A 19578-nucleotide genomic window follows, 5' to 3' on the forward strand; every position below is an offset into this window, starting at 1 on the left:
TCCATCCTCACCATTGACCAAAGGCAACGCCGGTGTCCGACGCCGCACATAAATTGAGCGACGACAAGATCTGGGAAACGATCCGCGCGGAGACTCAGCATGCGGCTACCCAAGAGCCGATCCTGGCCAGTTTTCTGCACGCCACGGTTCTCAAACACGAGACGCTCGAAGATGCGATGAGTTTTCATCTCGCGGGCAAACTCGCCGATGTGAACGTGACGGCCATGTTGATCCGCGAAGTGATCGACGAAGCCTTCGCCAGCGATCCTCGGATTCGCGCTGCCTTGCGGTGTGACATTCAAGCGGTCCGCGACCGTGACCCGGCGTCGGAATTCTATTATGTGCCGATGCTTTTCTTCAAAGGTTTTCATGCGCTACAAAGTTATCGTATCGCGCATTGGTTGTGGGGGCAGAATCGGCGGGCGATGGCACTGCACCTGCAAAGCCGTATTTCAGAGGTCTTCGCTGCGGATATCCACCCGGCCGCTCGCATCGGTCAGGGCATCTTGTTGGATCACGGTACCTCGGTCGTGATTGGTGAAACCGCCGTCGTGGAAAACAATGTCTCCATGCTGCACGAAGTGACTTTGGGAGGGACCGGAAAGGCGACCGGAGACCGCCATCCCAAAGTCCGGCATGGCGTACTGGTCGGCGCCGGTGCCAAAATCCTGGGCAATGTCGAAATCGGCACCGGAGCGAAAATTGCCGCGTGCAGCGTCGTCTTAGAAGATGTTCCCGCGCATTGCACGGTCGCCGGAATTCCGGCCAAAATCGTGGGACGGCTTTCAGTTGCCGAACCGGCACTCGACATGGATCACATGCTGCCGCATCACCACGCCGACGGCAGCGGGATTTAAGCCAGCTTATACGGTTCACAGGATTTCGTGAATCACTTCACCATGCACATCGGTCAGGCGAAAGTCGCGGCCGCCGTGACGGTAGGTCAGGCGTTGGTGATCCAAGCCCAAGAGATGCAAGATCGTCGCATGCAGATCATGCATCGTGCAGACATTCTCTACCGCATGCATACCCAACTCGTCAGTCGCCCCATGCACCACGCTCCCTTTGACGCCTCCGCCGGCCAGCCAAACGGTAAAGCCTTCGGGATGATGATCACGTCCGTCGCGAGAGGCCGCATGCGGCGTACGCCCAAATTCCCCCGCCCAGACGATCAGCGTCTCGTCAAACAGCCCGCGGGCTTTGAGGTCCTTGATCAAGCCGGCGATCGCTTGGTCGGTGTCGAGAGCGTTCTTCTCGTGCATCTTCTTCAGCGACCCGTGTTGATCCCACGTGCCGTTCGAAGCCCCCGGGGGGCAAGTGATCTCCACAAAACGGACACCCGATTCGATCAACCGCCGCGCGCGGAGACATTGAATCCCATACAGTCGCTGCGAGTCGACTTTGGAATCGATTGCGTACAGCGCATGCGTCGCTTTCGTTTCCCGCGACAAATCCAGCACGTCCGGGACGAGCGATTGCATGCGGTACGCAAGTTCATAGTTTTTGACAGCAGATTCAACGGCATCGTTACCTCCCAACGTCTCAGCAAACGCACGGTCCTGCAATTTGAGCAAATCTAGTTTGGCACGCTGCACCCCCGCGCGGCTGTCGCCCGGAGTGATATTCTCTAGCGGCGGACCATCGGCATTGAGCAACGTCGCCTGATAACTGGCCGGTAAGAACCCGCTGGAATAGTTTTCCAATCCTCCGCAAGGAATCACGCCAAAATTTAAAACCACAAACCCCGGCAGATTTTGATTTTCGCTGCCCAGCCCATAACTGGCCCACGAACCAAGACTCGGCCGCCCGGCCACGTTGGACCCGGTGTGCAAAAACAACACCCCCGTGGAATGAATCGGTAGATCCGCTTTCATCGAACGAATCACAGCCAGGTCATCGACGCAACTGGCGATGTGCGGAAACAATTCGCTGACCGGCAATTCCGATTCACCATGCTTGGCGAACTTCCAGGGAGACTTGAGCCATTTGCGATTCACATTCGCTGTCGGGTTGTCGATCTCACCGGCCGGTTGATCGTCCACTTCTGCGAGCTTCGGTTTGGGGTCGAACGAATCGACATGCGAGACCCCTCCATCCAGAAAGCAAAAAATGACGTTTTTAGCCGTCGGTGCAAAATGCGGTCCCGTGGTCGGTGCCCCATAAGCGCGTTCCGACATCAACGCCGACAGCGCCAACATCCCGAAACCGTTGGCGGACGATTTCAGCATGCTACGCCGCGAAAAGAGTCGCGGTCTGCGTCCCGGGCATTTGTCGATGTGAGGATTCATACGGCTAACTGTTCCCATGATTTCGCAGCTCATTGGCTAACGAAAACGTTTTCAAGGGATGTAGATGAATTCTTTGCCATTAAACAAAATATGCGCCACGTCCTGCCAGATTTCTTTTGATGAAAGCATCTCCTCGCGCGGGATCTGTTTAATCTGTACAAGCGTATCGATCAGTTCTTCAAACCGCTCAATTTCCAACAGCGTTGCCCGGCGCCCCAAAGCGAATTCAAACATTGTCATTAGTCGTGCGCCGACCGTAACGGCATTGTCTTGAATCACCGCCTCTGCCCAGACCCCCGCCTGCTGCAGTACAAAACTATCGTTTAAAAGCGTCAGAGCCTGCGCCGGCACATTTGTGACATCACGGCGGCCTTGGGTGATTTTCCCGCCGGGGAGATTGAAGGCACTCAAAAACTTCGGCCCCTCCATCAGATTGACTTTAATGTACACGCTGCGTCGGCCCTCCCCATCGAGCGGCCCAGCAAACAGCCGACGGGTGGCATTCGATTCGGGGCGAAACGGTTGAATGCTTTCGCCAAACAGTTTCGGTTGCAGTCGGCCGGAAACAGTCAATATCGAATCTCGAATCGCCTCGGCCTCCATCCGCCGCACTGGATAGTGATGCAACAAGCGATTCTGCGGGTCGATTTCCGAGGCCGCTAACTCACTGCGGCCCGTCGCGCGGAATGTACGCGACAATGCTATTTCACGAATCAGCGTCTTCACCGACCAGCCCATACCATTGTCGTCACTGCCGGCAGGTTCCACAAACCGTGCGGCGAGATGATCCAGCAATTGGGGATGCGACGGAAGATCGCCGACATGACCAAAGTCATCGACGCTCCGCACGATTCCCGCACCAAACAGGTGATGCCAGACACGATTGACCATCACCCGCGCCGTCAGCGGATTGTGCGACGATGCAATCTGATCGGCAAGCTCCCGCCGCCCACTGCCTGTGGGTTGAGAATTCGTTGCGGAGCTTGATAGCACTTCTAAATACCTGCGCGGGACGACCTCTCCCAAAGTCGCAAAGTTGCCCCGCAGTAATATGCGATGGTCTTGCCCCGCACCCAGGTCGGCGATCCCCGCCGACAATCGCGGCCGCGCCAGTTGTTCTTCTATTTTGCGGTAAGCGCCCACCAATTTTTCGATCTGCGGCGAGGCAGTCACGGCATGGTCCAACAGATTGTTCTCCATACACCAGGACAGCCAATAGACGTCATCATCGTCAGCGGTCCCCGCGGACCAATGCTGGACTGCCGTTTGAATCGCCGCGGAGTACTTGTCGGCAATCGCAGCGGGCGAGACCACCGTATCGGCCTCAACGTACAACCGCGCCAATGGCGATAAGTCCGGTTTCGGCGGATCGCCGCCGTCATGCGCCACGACCTGCAGGATACCGAAATACGACCGTGGGTCTGTTGCCGCTTCGGACCAGGGGATGCGGTCATTGGTCTTATCGCCTCCCAACGTCCCCAATTGATCCGGAAACTTGGGGTTATCATATTTCGTGACCAGTTCCGCGAACGTCCGCAACATATCCGCATTGGCGGGGACCTTAAATGTAACCCACGTTGGCTGCGACGAGGTTAAGGCACGGTAGTTGGCGTAGTTGAGTTGGCAGTTGTTGGAAACCAAACGCACGGCACTCGTTTTCTCTCCCATCACCTGAAAACTGATGTGCGACTTTCCGCCGCCAATCACGGGCGAGCGGAGCGTGCCGTTGAGTTTCTCCGACAAGACATGCGTGTAGCGACCAGCGGGTAGAATTTTCCGCACGACATTGTCGCCTTCATGCGCCACGGTGAATTCGCCATTCGACGTATGCCCTTGACGCAGACCTTGGCCGGTGGCGCTCCAATCGGTCGGATCATCGTCGCGAAAATCAGCGAGACATGCAAACTGCTCCGCATTGAATGACGCATGCGTTTGGCGATCCTTTTCAAAACTCACCGCCAATTCGCGCCATGCGTTGGGTATTTCGTCGGCAGCATTCGCTGCTTGCCAAGCCCGCGCCGGATGATCAATCCCCGGCTTCTCCACAGAAAGAGCTTTCACCCAACCCTGCAACCGCGGCGCACTCAAACCAGATGCCAGGGTATCCGCTTCCGACGACTTAGCAATTCGCGCCTGCGCTGCCACTAGGTATTTGGCAACATCACCAGTCTGCGACTGCCAATGCTGCGCCAATTCCTCGCGGAGTTGCGACTTCAACACACGCAACTGCTCCATCAATTCGGCATTCACCGTTGGGGCATCGAGGGTTTGGGCAGTCAGCCGCGAGCTCTTGAGGATGCCCAACAGTGCATAATAATCCGCCGCGGAAACCGCATCCATTTTGTGGTCGTGACACCGCGCACAAGCGACGGTCGTTGCTTGAAATGCTTTCGTGAGTGTGTCAATCTGGTTATCCAAAATGTCGTAACCAATCGACGTCAATGTCACGCAATCGTCGTGGTTCACTTCGCCAAAGCGGTAAAACGACGTGCCAATCAACGATTCGTTCAACTGCTGCTCGTCGTTCCAACGGGGGTGCTCTAATAAATCCCCTGCGATATGCTCGCGGACGAATTGGTCGTAGGGCACATCAGCATTGAACGCGCGAATCAGGTAATCGCGGTATCGCCAAGCGTGATGCACCTCGTAGTTCCATTCGTTGCCGTGCGTCTCGGTAAATCGAACCACGTCCATCCAATGCCGCGCCCAACGTTCGCCAAAGTGCGGCGAATTCAACAAGCGATCGACGAGCGCCTCATACGCCGCATCCGGGTTCACTTCGCTGTCCCGCAAAAACTGCTGTATTTCCTCCGGGGTCGGCGGCAAACCGGTTAGCACCAGGCTCACACGCCGGATCAGCGTACGCGGTGCTGCTTGTTTCGGCGGCGCCAATCCCGCATCCGCGAGCTTCGACACAACAAAACGATCGATCGTGTCGCTCGGTGGATTCTTCTCGATCTCCGGTACCGCTGGTGCGACCACCGGTTGCAGCGACCACCAATCGCGCCGCGCGTTGAGCAGTACCGGCCACGCGTTGTCGACCGTGTTGCTATCGGGGCGATCACGGGGGTCGGGCGCCCCGATTTCGATCCATTTCACAAAATCGGCGATCGTCTCGTCGGACAACTTCGACTGCGGAGGCATCTCAAACGACTCGTGCCGCATGGCCTCGATCAGCAGACTTTCGTCCGGCTCACCCGGTACAATCGCAGCGCCGCTGTCTCCCCCCGTGCGTGACGCCTCACGACTATCCAACCGCAGCCCCCCTTTGGGTTTGTCCTCCTGGCTGGAATGACATTCGTAACAGGACTGGATCAGCACCGGTCGAATTTTTTTCTCAAACAATTCCAAACCGGCCGCATCATCACCCTGGCAGGTTCCCACCAATGAAAACATCACCACCCACGCCGTTAAGGCGTAGTGTGGATTTCGAGGGAACGAGATTAGCGAGGGACAATTCATGGGGAGCGGATTTCCGAACGGACGATTCTCATCACCGTTTTAAGCGGACTCCCCCCATGATCGACTCCCAGACAATCCGCGTCAAGCGCATCAGCGGAGTTCACGGCTGTTGATAAAACCAACTGACCGGCACCGAGCGAAACCGGCTGAATATGCGCCCCGTCTTATCGTCGCCGACGTAATAGCTCAACAATGCCCGGCCACGGTCAAACTCAATACTCGTGTAGGCGTAGGTCTGGTCGTCGCGCGTCTCAAGATTTCGCTCGTAACTCCAAGTCTTACCCTCATCGGTCGAGACGGCCGCGGTCAACGGGGTCCGTTTTCCACCATGCCCGGCCCCCTCGACAAACGTGTGATTCCAAATCAACAGCAAATCTCCCGTCGCGGGAATCCGTCGCAATGTGGCGGGGGCTTCTGGTCCTTTGACACCCCATGACTTCGCTTCGCTCCAAGTTTCCCCACCGTCGGACGATTCGCTAGCGGCGATGTATCCCAATTGTGTCCGCACGATCATCAGTACCCGCCCGTCGCTCAGTTCCAAAACCTCCGGCTCCATGGCTCCACGTTTGGGTTGATCAACTTCCCCTTTACCCCGATGCCACGTCTGGCCGCCATCGTCAGAAATTGCGCAGTAGCAAGTGAAATGATTCACCGTCTTCACATCTTCGGTCCAAGCCACCGGACACAACAGCCGTCCGCTTTTTAGAACCGTCACACGATCGTTGTTCACCACATGATAACCTGGCCCGTCGGTGACCAGGATCCGATCGCTAAACGTTTTGCCATCGTCATGCGAAATCCGCAAATAGGCTCGTAAGTCATTGAAGTCATTCTTGATCAGAAAAAACATCCCCAACGGCTCTTTGCCCGACTTGTCTTTCGGCAAACGCCGCAGTGTGACGGACATCACATTCTTGCCGCCGATGTTTTCTTGCAGCACCCGGGATTTGCTCCACGTCCGACCGCCATCGGTAGACGTTTTAGCAATGATTCGCGCCTTGGCAAAATCAGAGTCGCTGCCGATGAATTCCGTTGTGGCATACAACAAGGTCCCGTCACCCAACACGGCAATCGAACCTTCGCTGTACCGCGGGTTTTCGGGAGTCGCCGGATACACATCGCGAGCAATGTTACCCAATTCGACCGCCGGTTGTGCCAACGTCAGCAATGCCTGCGCCGCACGTATTCGTACATCCAATTCGGGATCATCCAACAGTTTCTCCAATTGCGGAGCCACGTTTGTCATTCCGGCATCACCGGCGAACACGGCCGCATAGGTGCGAATTGCCGGGGATTCGTCGCTGAGGTTTTTCGCCAACTGTTCCCGTCCACCGCTATCTGCCAGCGCGGCCAAAGCATTGACGTAATAACTCTTTTTCAGCAGATCGGTTTCACGTTTCAAATTCGCTTGCAGAGCGGGAATATCGCCGGTATTGCCGATGCGGGCCAAGATCCAAGCGGCAATGCGCCGCCCATCGGTGTCACCGTCGGCCAGTTGTTTCCGGATAAACTCAAATGCCTCCGGACTACCCGACCGAGCCAGCGCCGCTGCTGCCATCAGCTGGCAAGTCGGATTATCCCCATTCGCCATTGCGGCCCGCAACTGCGATCCGTCGCCGATTTCATAGACCTTATAGAGACTTTCCGCGGCATGCGTGTGTGCGTAATCGTCTGGTTGCGACAGGATTTCCAGCATCGTCTCGGCATAACGCCGGTCACCGGCACGCACCATTTCGCGAGCAATGCCGCACCGCTGCTGATCGTCGGTCACCTTGGGCGATTTTTTCATCAATCCCGCGCGGACCTCATCGCCGTGACCGGCCACTGTCAACGCTTCAGCGGCATGCATCGATGGCCAAAACTCTTCCGCCGCGAAACCTTCGCGAAGGATTGCAACACAGCGTTGGCGTAACTCAGCAGAGAGCTCAATGGGATCACCGGACTTTGGCGGCTCAGCGGAAATGTTTGCAGGCCCGCCGACGAACAGGCCAGCCGTAACACACAACAGGATCAACGGTTTCATCTGGATTTTCCAGTTTCAGAATGTGCAATGCGAATTTTCAAAGGGAGTGATCTACTTGGTACCCGCTAAGTTCCGATTAAATCCCGTGAAAGCGCGGGTGTCAATTCGCGGCCGAGAATTACCAGGTACGACGTTATCGAGAAGACGGGAGATCAACCGTACGATGCTGGTCGCGTCACGATACATCACGCTGCATGGTGACATCATGCACCGCAGAATGCAGGGAGCTGACACACCATGTCGCAACGACTCGGCTTACGACCTGAAATCCAAGTTTTTCAAAAATCGGCACGTTGCCTGTTTCCTGAATCGTGTTTAAGACGACGAGCGGGCGACTGGCCATTCGTGCGCGATCCTCGATCGACTGCAGCAGAAGCCGCGCAAGCCCCATCCTTTGATAATCAGGATGAATGGCAAGTCCGATAGCGTGCAGTCGGTCGGGATGAACGTCGTATTGAACCGTCCCCACCATGCGTCCGTCCGCCTCACCAATCAGTCGGGGTCCTTTTTTGCGATGAACGGCCTGTCGCTCGATCGTTCGTCGCGTCGGTTGGTAAATGGAGCGCAAAGGCTGAAATGCGGTGTCCACGATATCCGCAACAGCCACCGCATCTCGATCGTTGGCGTCGCGGATCGTGAAACGGGATGGTTTTCTCGGTATGTTCACCACGGTCGCCATATCAGTGACTCCGCTTTGGAGCGGCGTCAAATCAGCTCGAACGGATAGCGCCAACGGCTAAATCCTACCTGTTGCCATATGCAGCTGTCACACCCAGTTTCGTGTTATTTCCCATATGGCTAAACCAAATTCCAAGTCGATCTAAATTGAAAATTCCAGTGTCACCAGAAATGGTGAGTGGCTTATCGGGGGACAACGCGGGAAAATGACTAATAAAATGCCGATCCTTTGGGTATGGCTCCCTTATCCAAATCGCTATCCTGTGGCAAGACGCGCCGCCACAGTCTCATGTTTGAAATCCAAGTTGGCATCGATTTTTGGAAAAACGGACCGAGAAACACAATGGCCTATACCAGTCGAGCAATGGAGAGTTCCAAACCGTCGATTACGACGGTGCAACAGCACATTTTGGCCGAGCAGCGCAAATACTCGCCCACCGCCTCCGGCAGTTTTTCCTGGCTGCTGTCGGGAATTACACTGGCGACAAAAATGACCGAATCGCGTGTACGTCGGGCCGGTTTACTGGAAGTCGCCGGAGCAGCGGGCGCTATCAATGTCCAGGGAGAAGCTCAACAAATCCTGGATGTCTATGCCGACCAAGCACTGATTCACTGTTTGGGCGTCCGCGAAAACGTGGCAGTGATCGCCTCGGAAGAAAACGAAGAAGCGATCATGTTCGACGGTCGCTCGGGCGAAGGAAAATATGTCGTCGTATTCGATCCGCTGGATGGTTCCTCGAACATCGATGTCAACGTCAGTGTGGGGACGATCTTTTCGATTTTGAGCATGCCCAAAGACCTCCCCAAAGATGCCGATCCCAGAGAAGCGGTGCTGCAACCAGGCGTCAAACAGATCGCTGCGGGATATGTGGTCTACGGATCGTCGACAATATTGGTTTACACCACCGGCCACGGCGTACACGGCTTCACGCTTGACCCCTCAGTCGGCGCCTATGTTCTCAGCCACGAGAACATTCGCATGCCCACCTCCGGCACGTACTATTCCTCCAACGACGGCTATTGGGAATCCTTCCCGCAACCCTATCGCGACTTTATCACCGACCTCCGTAGCGGAGTGCACGGCCACAGTTATGCTCTGCGATATATCGGTTCTCTTGTCGCCGATTTCCACCGCACGCTGCTCAAAGGGGGCATTTTTCTCTATCCGCCCACCGAGAAAAACCCCGAAGGCAAACTCCGGTTGCTATACGAAGCCAACCCCATCGCCTTCATCGCCGAACAAGCCGGCGGCATCGCGAGCGATGGCATGCAGCGGGTCATGGATATTCAACCGGAGGAAATCCACCAACGGACCCCATTCGTCGTCGGCGGCCCGTTAGAAATGGCGGCGTTCGCACAAGCGATGGAAGCCACCGTCTAACGATTGACTTCGCGCCATCAAAGCCTCAACACCCCGTACAAAAAAGGGGTGCCACTGGCGGCTTGTCCGCCATTGCTAACCGATTGACACACGAATAGCGGTAGGGCATCATCCCCACCGCGTCATCCAAGAAGTTCACGTACAACTGTCCCATGGACGTCGGTCAAACGGAAGTCACGTCCCTGGAATCGATACGTCAGCCGCTCGTGGTCGATTCCCAGTAAATACAGGATCGTCGCATTCAGGTCATGCACGTGCAGCGGGGCTTCGGTAATGTTGTAGCTGAAATCATCGGTCGCCCCGTGGCTGTATCCCCCCTTGCTGCCGCCGCCGGCGAGAAACATCGTAAAACAACGCGGATGGTGGTCACGGCCGTAGTTGTCTTTTGTGAGCGTCCCCTGACTGTAGACCGTACGGCCGAATTCGCCGCCCCAGATAATCAGCGTATCTTCCAACATTCCCCGCTGCTTGAGGTCTTTAATCAGCGCAGCCGTCGGTTGGTCGACGTCGTGGCATTGCCGGCTGATTTGCGGAACCAGATCGCCATGTTGGTCCCAACCGCGATGATACAGTTGAATAAACCGCACACCCCGCTCGGACAATCGCCGCGCCAACAGGCAATTCCGCGCGTAGGTCCCCGGTTTTGCAACATCGTCCCCGTACATCTCGAGCGTCTCTTTGGTCTCGCCCGAAACATCAATCAATTCCGGTACCGAGGTCTGCATACGATACGCCATCTCAAACGATGCGATCCGCGTAGCGATCTCCGGGTCGCCGAATTGCGACTGTTGCAGTTGATTGATTTGCGACAACCCATCCAACAACTCGCGGCGACCCGCTCCATCCAATCCGGGCGGATTCGACAAGTACATCACCGGATCGCCCACCGAACGAAACTGCACGCCCTGGTAACTCGACGGCAGAAATCCACTGCCCCACAAACGCGCATACAGCGGTTGCCCCACCGGACGCCCCGTCCCCATCGAATTCATCACCACGAACGCCGGCAGATTTTGATTTTCGCTCCCCAAGCCATAATTGATCCACGCCCCGAAACTGGGACGTCCCGGTTGTTGCGATCCCGTTTGAAAAAACGTGATCGCCGGATCGTGGTTAATGGCTTCGGTATGCACCGATTTGATTAAGCACAGTTCATCGATGATCTCCGCAAGATGCGGCAACAATTCGCTGACCCAGGTTCCTGATTCGCCATGCTGTTTGAACTTGTAATAACTGGGCGTCACGGCAAAGCGTGCCTGTCCCGATGTCATTCCAGTCAGCCGTTGTGAACCGAACACCGACTTCGGGACATCCTGGTCAAACAGTTTGGACAACTCTGGTTTGTAGTCGAATGTCTCAAACTGCGACGGTCCACCCGACTGGCACAAATAAATCACCCGCTTGGCCCGTGGAGCAAATTGGGGCATGCCCGGCAATCCACCAGCCGCCGGTTCGGCAGAGCCAGACTCGTCAGCAGTCGTTAGCGGTTGATTCAACAACGACGCGAGCGCTGCAGTCCCCATACCGACGCCCGTTGCGGCGCGGCTGAAAAAATGCCGCCGCGTCGTCGTCATCGCGTTATCCAATAACGGGTGCATCACGTTAACCTTTGGTAATCGATTCATCTAAACAGAGGATCAGCGAAGCGATATTCGTCCAAGCCGCTAATTCCGCCGAGGAGACGGTTTCGTCCAAGGGCGCTTCCCCAACGCTCAACAATTCAGTCGCCGCATCCCCATGCGTCCGATAGTACGACATTCGTGATTTGAGTAACTTCAGCAAAACCACAATCTCATACCGTGACGGTTTGCGCCCGACTGCTAACCGAAAGGCGCGCGTAATGCGGCCGGCGGAATCCTGTGGTCCCTCGTTCATCAACCGCTGGGCAAACACGCGTGCCGCTTCGACGTACGTCACATCGTTCATCAAAATCAACGCTTGCAGCGGCGTGTTCGTGCGCGAGCGATTCGTGACGCAATATTCCCGCGTCGGCGCATCAAACGTCTGCAACGCCGGGGGCGGCGCTGCTCGTTTCCAGAACGTATACAAACTGCGGCGATACAAATTGTCGCCGTGATCCTGTTCAAACAGGTTCGCACGGACCACACCGGACGAGACCTCTTTCCATAGACCGGGTGGCTGATAGGGCTTCACGCTCGGCCCGCCAATTTTCTTGACCAGCAAGCCACTCACCGCCAACGCGTTATCACGAATCATCTCCGCCGACATACGAAACCGTGGTCCACGACTGATCAAACGGTTGTGCGGGTCAATTTTTAATAACTCGGCTCCTACCCGGGCATCCTGTTGATAAGCAGCTGACATCACGATCGTTTTTTGCAACGCTTTAATGTCCCAGCCATTCTGCACGAACTCGGTGGCGAGCCAATCCAACAGATCGATATGGACCGGCCATTCCCCTTGGGCGCCGAAGTCTTCATCGGTTTTGACCAATCCCGTGCCGAAATAAATTTTCCAGAACCGATTGACGGTCACCCGCGCAGTGAGCGGATGCTCGCCGGAGGTCAACCAGCGTGCCAGTCCCAAGCGATTGCGCGGCTCATCAGCTGGAAACGGATTTAGACTCGCCGGAACACCCGCTGTGACTTCGTCCCCATGTTGATCGTATTGGCCGCGAATCAACACATGTGCGGTCCGTGGCTGTTCCATTTCCTGCATCACCATCGTCGTCGGAATCGCCGCTTCGACCTCGTTTTTTTCACGCTGCAATGTCGCCAACTGCGCGAGTGCCTGCTCGCCCCCATCGATCTGTTCGCCGATATAATGCCGCTCCAATCGCTGCTGTTGAGACGCGGTCCGCTGATTCGACGGCGTCGCTAAATCGACGGCAATTTGCTCCGCAACGCCTGGTACAGCAGTCGGTTGTGCATTGAGCGAAACCCGAAATCGCCCCAACGTCCTTGAAGGAACGTCGGATTGATGTCGCAGTTTGATTTTCAAAATCGTACCACCGTCAAAACCAAATGGTTCCGTCGCCACCAAAATCGCGTTGCGCGACGAGCGTTTTGAATTGGTCTTAACCGACCAACTGTTTTTGCCCTCGACATTCCCATCGATCAGTTTTCCCACATCAAACCCATCCCGCGATTCATCGGCGTAAGCAGCGGTGAAGTGAATTGTTTGCGTGTTGTGGGGATTGACGACCGAAACCGCTTCGGCTTCGACTTCGCTCAGATGAAACGTCCCATCTTCACCACGTCCCGGGCCTTGTTTGGGAAGCTGTTCGTCTCTCAACACCTCCAAGCGAATGGCCGAGAGATCAGTCCGCTCGGTAAGGATCTTGACGAGATAATCCTCACGCTGTCGGTTCGCACCGGTCACGAATACCGAACCATCATCGCGCAATTCAAACGTCGCTCCGCCCTTCGACTTCACCGACTCAATGGGTGCAACATCCCAATCGGCGCCGCGTCCCGCACAGAGTTCTTGGATTTGCTCGGCGGTCTGTTCCGTCGCAAAGATGTGCAGATCATCAACAACACCCCGGAAGCGTGGACCATCCGTCTTCGACGTTCCCAGCACCAAGGACTCCGATCTAGCGATCGTACCATCCAGCTTGTCTTGCTGAACGTCCATTTTTTCCGCACGGCCGTCCCGATAAACCTGCACGCTGCCCGCCTTGCCGGAACCATCATACGTGACCGCCAGATGGGACCAGCGTTCCGTAGGCAGTTCTCCCGCCGCAGAAACGTCGATGGCATTTTCAGCACGATCGTGAAACAGCCGCACGGTGACCGTCCGTTTGTCAGTCAGGCTGATCTCGTAACCGCGTTTATCATTGCGGCGGGCAACCAACGTCCCATGCCCGGATTCCGACGGACGCAGCCACAGACTCACGGTAAACGGAGTCGATGTATCAAACGCTCCCACATCGCTCAGAGCGACCGGTGCCTCTGCGGTAAGCAACAACCCCGGTGTCACATGGGCCGGAACAAGACTCGCATTCTCCGTGATGCGGGAATCAGGACCATCAAATGTAATACGAGTCACATCGTCGGTAGTCGCTTCCGCACGCTCCACAGTTTGGGCGGACCAACGTTGACGTGTCGCGGTTTCCCAAGCCCGCCGTTGTTCAGCCGATCCGTCAATCAATTCGGCGACCGTTTTCTCGGCCTCAGAAATCTCCCCCTTCAGTCGCTTCTGTTCGGCCAATTGCTGTGGAGTGGGAGCCTTGATGAATGGCACCGAATTCCCTTTGTCGCCATCCTTACCTTTTTCAGGAATGTTATTGAAAAAGGCGAACAGCTGATAATACTCCGTTTGCGTGATCGGATCATATTTGTGCGTATGGCAACGCGCACAGCCCATCGTTAACCCCAGCCAGACGGTTGACGTGGTCTCTAGGCGATTAGCGACGTAGTCGACACGATACTCTTCGGGAATAATTCCCCCTTCATCGCTCGTCGTGTGGTTCCGGTTAAAACCCGTAGCGATCCGCTGTTCCAGCGTCGCATTGGGCAATAAATCGCCGGCAAGTTGTTCGATCGTAAATTGATCAAACGGCATGTTCGCGTTGTAAGCATTAATCACCCAGTCGCGCCAGCGCCACATGAACCGCTCAGCATCGTTTTGATATCCATTGGTATCCGCATACCGCGCCCCATCGAGCCACAGTTTGGCCATCCGTTCGCCATAGGCCGGCGAGGCCAACAGTCGGTCGACAACTTTTTCATAGGCCTCCGGCGACTCGTCCGCCAGATAGGCGTCGAGCTCGTCCAGGGTCGGCGGCAACCCGGTGAGATCTAAGCTCAACCGGCGAATCAACGTTTCCCGAGCGGCACGAGGCGCGGGCGCAATGCCCCGTTCCTCCAATTGAGCCAGGACAAAATAGTCAATCGCGTTGCGCGGCCAATGAGTCTGTTGGACTGCTGGCAGAGCAGGGCGGATGGGCGTGATGAAGGACCAATGCTTTTCATACTTCGCACCTTGCGCAATCCAAAGCCGCAGCGTCTCCACCTGCTCTGGGGTCAGCGACAGCTTTGAATCGGGAGGCGGCATTTTGAGCGATTCGTCATCCGCCACCAATCGCTGATACGCTTCGCTCTTCTCCGGCTCGCCCGGGACGATGGCAAACAAGTCGCCGCGATCCGCAAAGGCATCGTCAGCGTTGTCCAACCGCAAATCCGCCTCACGCGCAGCCGAATCGGGTCCGTGGCAACGAAAACAGGTCTCTGACAAAATCGGCCGCACATCGCGATTGAAATCAACCGAGCGCGGCTCCGCCGCCTGAGCCTGCCCTACGAACGAGCACAACAAGCCCACCGTGATCACACAAGTCCGCATCATTCGGACGCCCTTCCGCACCAACTGGTTCCCTCAAGACAAAAGTAAGCCTCTGCGCCATTTACTATCGTCGGCAACGCAGATCTTGTCAATTCGTCCTGAGTAGCGGTGAGACGCCAGACTAGGAGCGGTTCAATATAAATGCCACGTAATCACTTTCCGAGCGCAGTACCAAACGATCTACGCAGGCATATCTGATTGCAAAGAGGGCGCCGTAAGTCGTGCATGCCACAAAGGGAAAGACCGGTATCGTTGAGAGGGAGTTTGCGGGCAGCGCCGATCTACGATACCTTATTCGGGCTGCGCGTAATCTCGCCTCCAGGCGACCCTTTTTGTCAATTCGTGCAATCCGCTGTGTTGTGCTTGGGCCCGCGTATACCCTTCCGCCTGGGCATACCCTTCGGTGTAACCTGCCACGTATTGCTGGTCACCCCACTTCCGCACGCCCAGGATAATAGCAAACATCACAATGGCCGCGACTACGATCCAGATGTCACCGATAGGCACCGTTCGTTGCGAATTCATCAAGACTCTCTCTCGTGATTTGAGCAGAATAGCGAGCTACTTGCGCCCATTCGTTCGTGAACACCGAATCTTATCAAGAATCTTGCATCTCGGGACGATTCCAGCAAATCGATGCGAAGTTCCAACACATCCACGAACAATTGGCTCCCTATACTGGTTTGCAGAAGCCCGGGGAAATTGATCGGAGAAACCATAATTTTCTCTGGAAATCATCCAGAATTCACAGCATCGCCCGCTGCAGCTACCATCGGAACACTCAAACGAGTGTTGGAATTTTCCTCGGCCGGACGCCGTCAGGGGCACATGAGCACTCTTGGCTCAATCATTGAGAATCTCTAACCGACAACCCATTACGCCCCGCGGCTGTGCAGTTTCACCGCCAGATCGCGTTCGTCTGGATGCACAATATAGCCCCGGCAACTTTCTGCTCCACAACCGCACGGAATCGCTTCCTCGGCCGGCCAGGCATAGTCGATCGTCAACTGATCGTCGACGGCGATATCGCGACTGGCTTCAATCACAATCATCGGATGCTCAACGCCAGACTCATCCTCAAGATCAATCTGATACAATTCGCAATTCGGCTCGCAGCAATGATTGACATACCGGTACGGCGCATGCGGTTCGAGACTTTGATTCTCACCCAGATCCATGCAGTAGTCCGATTGGTAATCCGTCCCTTTGATGATTGTGCCCCGCACCTCTCCCAATGCCGTGCCGGCAGGGATGGGGTCGCAGGCAAAGACTCCCTGACCATACGGCGTGTTGCCGGTGCGTATCCGTAATTTCGATTGGGGAATCTTCCAATACGAAACGCTCGTCTTCGAGTTTTCAACCACTTCCATCGTGTTCACTCATTCACGTCAATGATCATTACAGCGAATCGCAACGATTTGGACGGCGCGCTCCCAAAAAATGGCCTTTAGTTTATAGGCTCAAGGACATCCACCGTCAATTGCGGAACGATAACGACCGACATCACCCCAAGCACTCGCGAGGCGATGGCACGTCAGACAACGTTCAATTCTCAAGTCCGCTGCAGCAGCGCTTGATAACCACCGTCGACCGGTTCACCCGGGATGTGTTCCTGTTCCTCTTGCAACTCCACGTCGTTGCGACCCGCCAAGACTTTCAGCACGAGCTCGCGATTCTCTTCCGGTTCGATACTACAAGTGGAGTAGACCAGTCGTCCGCCGGGAGCTAAGCGATCCAGACCCGCTCCCAACAATCGTGCCTGCAATTCACAGAGTTCCGCCACGTTCTCGGCTGTCACACGATGCCGCGCTTCGGGACGTTTGCCCAAGACGCCCGAATTCGAACAGGGTGCGTCAACCAAAATCGCATCGAAAGGACCGTCGGGTAAATTGCGGCTGTCGGGGTAAATCGTCCGCGTCGAAATCATAGTGAGCCCCAATCGATCCCGCGTCTGCTCGACATTCATGATTCGGCGAAACTCGATATCCGAGGCCAACAACGTCCCATGATTTTGCATGATCTCCGCCATGTGCGTCGATTTGCCACCCGGGGCGGCGCACATGTCCCACACGCGCGTGCCAGGCGCCGGGTTCAACAGTCGCGCAGCCGCCATGGCGGACTCATCTTGCACGGTAAACCAGCCTTGCCGAAAACCGGGCAGCTCCGTAATGCGGGCCATTTCTCCCAAACGAACGGATTCGGGAAGCGTCCCCTCGGAGGCTGACACACCGGCAGCGGAAAGATCTTCGAGCAGGACCTCGCGATCCACGCGCAACAGATTCACGCGCAGGCAGGGCAGGGCGGCGGCGTTGAACCAAAAACCCATTTTTAACAACCGCTCAAAACCGAACCGCTCCAACCACCGCCGTGCAGCCCAGTCGCCGAAACCAAACGCCGCTGCAAAATACTCCGCCGGTTGCTCGTGAGAATCGGCAAACAAATCGCGATCAAACCCCAAATAATTGCCATCCCGCAACGGCACGGCACGGCGTCCGGGTTCGTTCACCGGCTCTCCAGTGAGCGCGCGAGTCATCGACCGCAATACGCCATTGGCAAAACCGGTCCAACGCGCGCGTCCCACACTGCCAGCCAAGGCCACCGTTTCGTTGACAGCCGCATGTGTGGGAACCCCGGTGAGAAAAATGAGTTGATAGGCGCCCAGTCGCAACAGGCACCACAACTCCGGTTCCACGCTGGAGCGCCCCCGGCTCACAAAGGTCTCAATGATTGCGTCCAAGGTCCGTTCGCGGCGGACAACCCCGTAGGTCAATTCCGTCGCCAACCGTCGATCCTGTCCGGAGACGTCCCCCATGCCGAGGGCATCCTCCAACAAACGCGACGCGAACTGCGTACCATCCAATCCCGCACACAACACGCGATAACTCAGTCCCCGCGCTGTCTGGATGTTCGAAAAATCAAGCGGACTGTTTTGAAGATTTGTGGTCACCGAAACTCATTTTTGAATACAAACACTAGAAAGCTTGCGACACATTTCACAACAACTGCTCGTCGCATATCGGCAGTATCGTACTGGATCAGCCCCGGTTTCCATACCGACGCCGCAGTTCCCTTGAAAACCGAACAAGTCGCTGTTGTGCCAGCAGCATCAATCCGGCAACTTCGCCTGCCGCAAAAACCGTCCAGCCGGTCTGGGGAATTTTGTGTTTCGGGATTGAATGTCCGCCCGCAGATAGGATAATCAGCGTTCGAGGGGGAGGCGCAGCCGCCCCAGAATTCGAAGTCACCAACGTCTGCCCAAGGAGTTTGGATATGCTCAACAAAAAGTGTCTTATGTTGGTCGTGCTGATCAGCGGTACCTTTTTGACCGGAATCTCGCTCGCTGATTCTCCTGCCGGTCTGAAATCAGGTACACCCGACATCAAATCAGCCGGTCCGTTGGCGTTTGGTCCCAATGGCGTGCTGTTTATTGGCGATGCAAAATCAGCGGCCATTTTCGCAATCGACACCGGCGACGCCCCCGATTCGCGTAAACCAGCCGACGTCAATGTCGACAACGTGAACAAAAAAATCGGCAGCCTGCTGGGTACCTCCGGGAAAAACGTCCAAATCAACGACGTCGCTGTCAACCCGCTCAGCGGCAACGTCTATCTCTCCGTCACCCGCTCCGTGGGCGAGCCTCAACCGGCCTTAATTAAGGTCAACGCAGCAGGCGACGTTGCCGCCGTGCCGCTGAAGGACATTGCTTTTGCCAAAGCGGAATTGCCCAAGGCCCCCGCGGATCAGGAATACACGCAGCGCGGTCGGAAAAAAAATAAACGCAACGAATCGATTACCGACATCGCCTTTTTTGACAACCGTGTCTACGTTGCCGGACTGTCGAACGAAGAATTCGCCTCGAAACTGCGATCGCTGGCGTTTCCGTTCACTGACATCGACAACGGTACAAGCGTTGAGATTTACCACGCCTCACACGGAAAAATCGAAACGCATTCGCCCGTGCGGACCTTTGTTCCGTTCGACATTGGCGGCGAACCGCATCTGCTCGCCTCCTACACCTGCACTCCGTTGGTCACGTTCCCCATTTCGCGGTTGACCCCCGACACGAAAGTCACGGGAAAAACCGTTGCCGAATTGGGCAATCACAATCGCCCGTTAGACATGATCGTTTACGAACAAGATGGCCAACGATTCGTGATGATGGCCAACAGTGCTCGAGGCGTGATGAAATTCAGCACCGAAGGCATTAATAAGGCGGAGCACCTCAACGAACGGGTCAAGGACAAAGCTGGGCATCCGTATGAGACGATTGAAGAACTCCAAGGCGTCGTCCAATTGGACCGTCTGGATGACGCCTCGGCGATCGTGCTCATAGTCGATCCCGCAAACGAGAATCAGTTCAACCTCAAGACCGTCCCACTTCCCTAAAACCTGGGACACCCGCTATTGAGTTCGCACGGAAACCCGGATGCACACCACACCAT

12 protein-coding genes are annotated in these 19578 nt (G+C 55.9%); 3 read left to right on the top strand and 9 right to left on the bottom strand.

What is annotated here, in order from left to right:
• Positions 1-32: 32 nt before the first annotated feature.
• Positions 33-857, top strand: a complete 825-nt coding sequence (gene cysE / locus CA54_RS20030; protein WP_146372764.1) for a serine O-acetyltransferase — start codon at positions 33-35, stop codon at positions 855-857.
• A 15-nt stretch (positions 858-872) separates the two neighbouring features.
• Here cysE and CA54_RS20035 read toward each other — a convergent pair whose 3' ends face one another.
• The 4 genes from CA54_RS20035 to CA54_RS20050 form a co-directional block, all read right to left on the bottom strand.
• Positions 873-2288 carry a DUF1501 domain-containing protein gene (locus CA54_RS20035; RefSeq protein WP_197532652.1) on the bottom strand — a complete coding sequence of 472 codons (1416 nt, stop codon included), beginning with the start codon at positions 2286-2288 and terminating at the stop codon, positions 873-875.
• 51 nt (positions 2289-2339) lie between these two features.
• Positions 2340-5750: a PSD1 and planctomycete cytochrome C domain-containing protein gene (locus tag CA54_RS20040; RefSeq protein ID WP_146372765.1), complete on the bottom strand. Its 3411-nt coding sequence runs from the start codon at positions 5748-5750 to the stop codon at positions 2340-2342.
• Positions 5751-5850: 100 nt separating this feature from the next.
• Positions 5851-7773 (bottom strand): exo-alpha-sialidase, encoded by a 1923-nt coding sequence (locus tag CA54_RS20045; protein WP_146372766.1) that lies wholly within the window; start codon positions 7771-7773, stop codon positions 5851-5853.
• Positions 7774-7948: 175 nt separating this feature from the next.
• Positions 7949-8452 (bottom strand): GNAT family N-acetyltransferase, encoded by a 504-nt coding sequence (locus tag CA54_RS20050; RefSeq protein WP_146372767.1) that lies wholly within the window; start codon positions 8450-8452, stop codon positions 7949-7951.
• A gap of 342 nt (positions 8453-8794) precedes the next feature.
• On the opposite strand from CA54_RS20050, the gene fbp reads away from it, so the two are divergent.
• Positions 8795-9832, top strand: a complete 1038-nt coding sequence (fbp, locus tag CA54_RS20055; RefSeq protein WP_197532653.1) for a class 1 fructose-bisphosphatase — start codon at positions 8795-8797, stop codon at positions 9830-9832.
• A gap of 122 nt (positions 9833-9954) precedes the next feature.
• Here the strand turns inward: fbp and CA54_RS20060 are convergent, their stop codons facing one another.
• From CA54_RS20060 to CA54_RS20080, 5 genes are all read right to left on the bottom strand, one after another.
• Positions 9955-11430: a DUF1501 domain-containing protein gene (locus CA54_RS20060; RefSeq protein ID WP_146372768.1), complete on the bottom strand. Its 1476-nt coding sequence runs from the start codon at positions 11428-11430 to the stop codon at positions 9955-9957.
• A 4-nt stretch (positions 11431-11434) separates the two neighbouring features.
• Complete coding sequence (locus tag CA54_RS20065; protein WP_146372769.1) at positions 11435-15139, bottom strand: DUF1553 domain-containing protein; 3705 nt, start codon at positions 15137-15139, stop codon at positions 11435-11437.
• A gap of 288 nt (positions 15140-15427) precedes the next feature.
• Positions 15428-15661, bottom strand: coding sequence for a hypothetical protein (locus CA54_RS20070; RefSeq protein WP_146372770.1), 234 nt, complete (start codon positions 15659-15661; stop codon positions 15428-15430).
• 350 nt (positions 15662-16011) lie between these two features.
• The gene (locus CA54_RS20075; protein ID WP_146372771.1) at positions 16012-16506 is read right to left on the bottom strand and encodes an SET domain-containing protein; all 495 of its coding nucleotides are present in this window, start codon (positions 16504-16506) and stop codon (positions 16012-16014) included.
• A 182-nt stretch (positions 16507-16688) separates the two neighbouring features.
• The gene (locus CA54_RS20080; protein WP_146372772.1) at positions 16689-18083 is read right to left on the bottom strand and encodes a transcription antitermination factor NusB; all 1395 of its coding nucleotides are present in this window, start codon (positions 18081-18083) and stop codon (positions 16689-16691) included.
• A gap of 323 nt (positions 18084-18406) precedes the next feature.
• Here CA54_RS20080 and CA54_RS20085 point away from each other — a divergent pair, with 323 nt between their 5' ends.
• Positions 18407-19522, top strand: coding sequence for a hypothetical protein (locus tag CA54_RS20085; protein ID WP_146372773.1), 1116 nt, complete (start codon positions 18407-18409; stop codon positions 19520-19522).
• Positions 19523-19578 lie beyond the last annotated feature (56 nt).

It is taken from the genome of Symmachiella macrocystis (genome assembly GCF_007860075.1).
Classification (GTDB): domain Bacteria; phylum Planctomycetota; class Planctomycetia; order Planctomycetales; family Planctomycetaceae; genus Symmachiella; species Symmachiella macrocystis.

What these genes read in the sequence shown, in the direction of transcription:
- CA54_RS20035 (WP_197532652.1), bottom strand. Translation starts at nt 2,288, where the DNA reads ATGAATCCTCACATCGACAAATGCCCGGGACGCAGACCGCGACTCTTT.
- CA54_RS20040 (WP_146372765.1), bottom strand. Translation starts at nt 5,750, where the DNA reads ATGAATTGTCCCTCGCTAATCTCGTTCCCTCGAAATCCACACTACGCC.
- CA54_RS20045 (WP_146372766.1), bottom strand. Translation starts at nt 7,773, where the DNA reads ATGAAACCGTTGATCCTGTTGTGTGTTACGGCTGGCCTGTTCGTCGGC.
- CA54_RS20050 (WP_146372767.1), bottom strand. Translation starts at nt 8,452, where the DNA reads ATGGCGACCGTGGTGAACATACCGAGAAAACCATCCCGTTTCACGATC.
- fbp (WP_197532653.1), top strand. Translation starts at nt 8,795, where the DNA reads ATGGCCTATACCAGTCGAGCAATGGAGAGTTCCAAACCGTCGATTACG.
- CA54_RS20060 (WP_146372768.1), bottom strand. Translation starts at nt 11,430, where the DNA reads ATGCACCCGTTATTGGATAACGCGATGACGACGACGCGGCGGCATTTT.
- CA54_RS20065 (WP_146372769.1), bottom strand. Translation starts at nt 15,139, where the DNA reads ATGATGCGGACTTGTGTGATCACGGTGGGCTTGTTGTGCTCGTTCGTA.
- CA54_RS20070 (WP_146372770.1), bottom strand. Translation starts at nt 15,661, where the DNA reads ATGAATTCGCAACGAACGGTGCCTATCGGTGACATCTGGATCGTAGTC.
- CA54_RS20075 (WP_146372771.1), bottom strand. Translation starts at nt 16,506, where the DNA reads ATGGAAGTGGTTGAAAACTCGAAGACGAGCGTTTCGTATTGGAAGATT.
- CA54_RS20085 (WP_146372773.1), top strand. Translation starts at nt 18,407, where the DNA reads ATGCTCAACAAAAAGTGTCTTATGTTGGTCGTGCTGATCAGCGGTACC.